The sequence below is a fragment of the Hydrogenivirga sp. genome (assembly GCF_056450045.1).
On sequence record NZ_JBWONM010000204.1, the window covers coordinates 1 to 5,464 of the forward strand.

Genomic DNA, 5,464 nt, shown 5'->3' on the forward strand with positions numbered 1-5,464 from the left:
GTAAACATCCTCTTTATAAAGAACCTCCGCAACCTCCCCTACGCCAACTACTACATCCTCCTTCTTGCCATAAACATAGACCTCCTCGCCCTTATAGTCATAACCGCTGTCCTTCTCAGAAAGATCATCAAGGTCTACCTCGGGAGGCGGAGGAACATCCTAAGAAGGAAGCTCGCCAACATCCTTTTTCTCTATCTCTTCATACCCCTTCTCGTCCTGAACCTCGTCTCTACAGTCCTCATAATTCACTCAACCAAGACCTACCTCAGCTCAAAGACGAGAGCTCTTTCAAGCTCCGCCGAAAGGGTTTACAGAAACCTGTACTCCTCTGAGCTCCAGAGGATAAACAGATACAAGAGCATAGCTCAGGCGCTCCTGGAGGCTGGTCTCTTTGAAGAGCTGAGCAGGATAGAGGACATTGAGAGCATAATAAGGGTCCCCGAGTGCGATTTTGAGGTCTCTGAGGGAGAGCTGAGCTATACCCTCTGCCTCAAAGCTGGAGATGCCCACTACAAGGTTGTGGTCAGCAAGGACCTCAGGCTGATAAGGGATGTCTCCGAATTCGGAGAGCTCGCCTTGGACGTCCGTGCTTTCGTAAAGACGAGGGACATAATCACGGGCATCTTCGTCTTCTTCATAGTCTTCATAACCCTCCTTACCCTTCTCGCCACCGTGTGGCTCGGGATGCTCGTTGCCCGCCACGTGAGTGAACCCATAGAGAGGCTGTCTTCCAAAGCTATGAAGATAGCCCGCGGAAACCTTGACGTGGAGGTGGCTGAGGAGAGAACAGGGGATGAGATTGAGGAGCTCTCAAGAGCCTTTGCCCAAATGAAGGAGAACCTGAAGAGCATGTATGAGGAGCTGAAGAGGGAGAGGGACCTTCTCAGCAGGCTTTTAGACGCCCTTCCCGTTGCAGTCCTCTTTGTCGGGAGCAGGGGTGAGGTAAGGGTGAACGAAACCTTCAGGAATATGTTCGGGGATATGAACTACGGCGATGCCCTCAAAAAGGCAAGGGAGAGCAAGAACCTAAGGGTTGAGCACATAGGGGGTGCGGACGGAGACCTCTACCTGATAGAGGATATAAGCTCCATAGTCCTCGCCGAGAGGTTCAAGACCTGGCAGGAGGCGGTTAAGAGGATCGCCCATGAGATAAAGAACCCCCTCACACCTATAAGGCTCAACCTTGAGCGGCTGATGAGGTACGCAGGTAGGGATGGAATAGAGCCCGAGAAGTTCTCGGAGCTGACCACACTGATAATCAAAGAGCTTGACAGGATAAGCGGGCTGATAAACCAATTCAAACACCTAACCCCTGACAGAGATATGAGGCTTGAGGAGCTTCAACTCTCAGAGGTCCTGAGCCAGCTACAGGAGCTGTACTCCTCAACAGGTGTGGAGATAAGAGTTGAGGGAGACAGAAGGGTGAGAGCAGACCGCTCTCTCCTCAGGGAGCTCTTTTACAACCTCATAAACAACAGCATAGAGTGGGGTGCAAAGAGGATAAATATAAGGGTTGAGGAGGACAGGCTTGAGTACTCTGACGATGGGAAGGGGATACCTGAGGAGGAGAGGGACAAGGTATTCATACCTTACTACTCAAGCAATCCGAAGGGTATGGGTCTGGGGATGGCTGTGGTTAAGAAGATAGTGGAAGACCACGGCTGGAGCATAGAAGCCCTCCCTTCCAAAGAGGGAGCTCACTTTCTTATAGAGTTCAGGTCAAGGAACTGAAGAGCCTGAAGGATAAGGGTAAGTTGGGTTTCCCATATGGTGTCAAGCTCCTCAAAGACAGCCTCCTCCTGCTCCTCTCTGCTCAGAGATTTGAAGGCTTGAGACTTGACACCCCTCTCGTGCATCAATAACGGAACGAAGAGCTTTCCTATTGAGTAGAAGACGAAGGAAAGCTCCATATCCGACAGGTTTGGGAAGCCGTTGAAGGTTCTGTAAGTCTTTACCGCCGCCCAGTTCGTCCATCTCCTTATCTCGGGGTCCTCAACCCTCCTCTCCATGCCCCCAACGTACATGGACCTGACCGCTTTGAGAAGCCTCTCGTCAGGTTCCTCTCCCAAGAGCTCCTTTACCTCTTCCCTTATGAGTTCAAGATCTGACCGGTCTATCTTCTCGTAATCGGAGAGAAACCTCTCCTTCCAGTTCATATACCTCTGGAGCTCCTGAAAGGGATGCCTCATCCTGTTTCCTCTGGCTTCTCAAACTGGGCGCATACCTCCGGAGGAGGTTCTTTCTCGGGAAACTCTTCCTTGAACTGGTTGTGATAACCGCATATAGGACACCTTATCTCCACCGCGTAGCCCTCGTGAAGATGTCCTATATCCCAGCCGCAGAGGGGACACTCTCCCTCCTCAGCCTTCAGGACGTCCATTAGGTTGGTTCCGTTAACCACGTGCTTCTGGAGGGACTTGACCCTCTTTATAGCCCTCCCCACCTCATCGCTGTTCCATTCCGCTCCACACTCAAGGCACCTGTACTCGGTGTACCTTCCCTCCCTAAGAAGCTTTATTATCTCCCTTGAACCGCACTGGTCGTCAATGCATATCTCTCCTATCTCCTTCCGTGAGAGCTTGTCAAGTATCTTGAAGAAGGTCTCCCTGTTTAGCTCCATGGGAACGTCGTAGGACCTGTAGCCGCAGCACTCACAGGTCGCCTCAACCCTCGGATAGGGGTCTGAGTACTCGCAGACCTTAAGGGCTATCCTGTGACAGAAGGGACACAGCTCTCTGTGCTCAAGGCACTTCATGCTCATAGGTTATCCTCCATTCTCATGAGTAGTTCTATAATATCGCCCACCTGCTCGCTACCTTCAACTCTCAAAAGGACGTTCTCCGCCTCAACATCTCCAACCCCTATCTTTGGTATGTCCTTCAGAGACTTGTAGCCCTCAAGTATGACAATATCAAAACCACTGAAGAACTCCCTCGCTATCGTTATGGGATCCTTCTCCCCCCTGTCCCATAGGGTCGTCCTGTCTGGAGAGGCAAGGGCTACCCTCTCCGCCTGCTGAAACACCCTGTATGTGTCGCTACCCTCCCTGTCGGTTTCACCGTGTCCCTTAGGGTCATGCTTTATGTAGCCCACCCTCAGCTCCTTAGACTTTAGCTCCCCGATAAGCGTCTCTATGAGGCTCGTCTTTCCGGAGTTGTGATAGCCGACTATTGCTATGAGCTTCATTGTTTGTAATATAACTTATGATGGCAGATAAAGAGCTCACCCCAATGTTAGCTCAGTATCACTACTTCAAGAACGAATACCCTGACTGCCTCCTCTTCTTCAGGCTTGGCGACTTCTACGAGCTCTTCTATGAAGATGCGGTGGTAGGTTCAAGGGAGCTCAACCTCGTCCTGACCTCAAGACCAGCCGGGAAGGGAAGGGAGAGGATACCCATGTGTGGTGTCCCCTACCACTCCGCAGGAAACTACATAAACAGGCTCGTCAAGAAGGGCTACAAGATAGCGATATGCGAACAGGTTGAAGACCCCTCCAAGGCAAAGGGGATAGTAAAGAGGGACGTGATACGCGTGATAACCCCCGGCACTTACTTTGAGAAGGAAACGGGAGGGCTCGCGTCCCTCTACAGGACTGCCAATCACTACCACTTCGCTTACCTCAACCTCTCCGTCGGGGAGTTCTTCGGAGCAAAGGTGAGGACTGAGGACCTCCTGGACTTCCTGTCCAAGTTCAACATCAAAGAGCTCCTCATCAGGAAGGGTGAAAAGGTTCCAGCCGAGCTTGAAAAGACCCTCGCTCTCTTCACAACCGAGCTTGAGGAAGAGTTCTATCAGGATGGAGTTGAGCTTCTGAAGGACGCCTTCGGCGTGTGGAACCCAAGGTCAATAGGTTTTGAAGAGGAGGAATCCCTCCTTCCCCTTGGAGCGGTTTACCACTATGCGAGGACTACCCAGAAGGACTTTACCCCCTTCGTAAAGAGACCTAAGCCGTTCCACGACGAGGGTTTTGTGAGGGTTGACCTAAAGGCGAGGAAGGGACTTGAGCTCCTTGAGAGTCTGGAAGGCAGAAAAGACTACTCCCTCTTCCGGGTCCTTGATAAAACGCTGACTGGAATGGGAAGGAGGAGGCTGAGGTTCCACATCCTTAACCCCTTCAGGGAGGTGGGCAGGATAGAGAAGGTTCAGAGGGCTGTTGAGGAGCTCGTCAAGAAGGGCGATGTGAGGGAGAGGATAAGGGAAGTGCTCTCGGACATGGCCGACTTAGAGAGGCTGGTCAGCAGGATAAGCTCCAACATGGCAACGCCGAGGGACATCCTCCACCTTAGGAACACCCTCTACAAGGTTGAGGAGTTGAGGGAAATAGTGAAAGAGCTTGAGAGTGAGCTCTTTACTGAGGTAGCGAGCCAGCTGGAGGACCTGGGGGAACTGGCTCAGGAGATAGAGAGGGTCCTCGTTGATGAGCCACCCATACACCTGAAGGAGGGGGGTCTCATAAAGGAAGGAGTTGACAGTTTCCTTGACGAACTGAGGTTTGTAAGGGACAACGCCTGCAGGCTCCTAAAGGACTACGAGAAGAGGCTAAAGGAAGAGACGGGTATATCAAGCCTCAAGGTAGGCTACAACAAGGTCATGGGCTACTACATTGAGGTGACGAAGCCCAACCTGAAGTACGTACCCGAGAGCTTCCGCCGGAGGCAGACCCTTACGAACGCGGAGCGTTTCATCACCGACGAACTCTCAAGGCTTGAGGAGAAGATACTCTCAGCCCAGAGCAGAATAAACGAACTTGAGTACGAGATATTCGTCGGGCTCAGGGAGCGGATAGTGAAGGAGCTTGAGAGGATAGGAAGGAACGCCCAGCTCGTTGGGGAGATAGACTATGTCCAGTCTTTGGCTGAGGTAGCCTATCAGAGGGGGTGGGTGAAGCCTCAGGTTCATGAGGGCTACAGGATAGAGATTGAGGGTGGAAGGCACCCCATAATAGAGAGCTTCTGCAAGGAGTTCGTCCCCAACGACACGAACTTAACTGAGGAGGACTTTATCCACGTTATAACAGGTCCCAACATGGCCGGGAAGTCAAGCTACATAAGGCAGGTAGCTCTCATCGTCCTACTCGCCCACATGGGTAGCTTCGTGCCCGCAAGGAGGGCTCTCGTTGGAACAGTTGATGCCATTTACACGAGGATAGGCTCGGGGGACGTCCTCGCCCTTGGTGTTTCAACCTTCATGAACGAGATGCTTGACGTTGCCAACATGATATCCAACGCAACTCCAAAGAGCCTCATAGTTCTTGACGAAATAGGAAGGGGGACCTCAACCTACGATGGGATATCCATATCAAAAGCCCTCGTTGAGTATATATCTAAGAATCTCGGGACGAGAACCCTTTTAGCCACCCACTTCCTTGAGCTCACAGAGCTTGAAGGGAAGGTAAGGGGGGTTAAGAACTACCACATGGCGGTCAGCAGAGACGGGGAGGGGATAACCTTCCTCTACACCCT

The 5,464-nt window shown here is 51.9% G+C and carries 5 protein-coding genes; 2 read left to right on the forward strand and 3 right to left on the reverse strand.

The genetic code is table 11. The features are described from left to right. Positions 1-1,731, forward strand: a 1,731-nt coding sequence (locus AC1HCM_RS08365; protein WP_479461314.1) for a sensor histidine kinase, incomplete at its 5' end; no start/stop codon positions are given. Here AC1HCM_RS08365 and AC1HCM_RS08370 read toward each other — a convergent pair. From AC1HCM_RS08370 to mobB, 3 genes are read right to left on the reverse strand one after another with little or no spacing between them, the layout of a single operon-like run. Continuing rightward, complete coding sequence (locus tag AC1HCM_RS08370; RefSeq protein WP_479461315.1) at positions 1,698-2,189, reverse strand: DUF3467 domain-containing protein; 492 nt, start codon at positions 2,187-2,189, stop codon at positions 1,698-1,700. The genes AC1HCM_RS08365 and AC1HCM_RS08370 overlap by 34 nt on opposite strands. Next, positions 2,186-2,761, reverse strand: a complete 576-nt coding sequence (locus AC1HCM_RS08375; RefSeq protein ID WP_479461316.1) for a hypothetical protein — start codon at positions 2,759-2,761, stop codon at positions 2,186-2,188. Before AC1HCM_RS08375 ends, AC1HCM_RS08370 begins: the two co-directional genes overlap by 4 nt. After that, positions 2,758-3,186 carry a molybdopterin-guanine dinucleotide biosynthesis protein B gene (mobB, locus tag AC1HCM_RS08380; RefSeq protein ID WP_479461317.1) on the reverse strand — a complete coding sequence of 143 codons (429 nt, stop codon included), beginning with the start codon at positions 3,184-3,186 and terminating at the stop codon, positions 2,758-2,760. Before mobB ends, AC1HCM_RS08375 begins: the two co-directional genes overlap by 4 nt. Before the next feature lie 20 nt (positions 3,187-3,206). Here mobB and mutS point away from each other — a divergent pair. Beyond that, positions 3,207-5,464: DNA mismatch repair protein MutS (gene mutS / locus AC1HCM_RS08385; RefSeq protein ID WP_479461318.1), on the forward strand; the 2,258-nt coding region annotated here is incomplete at its 3' end.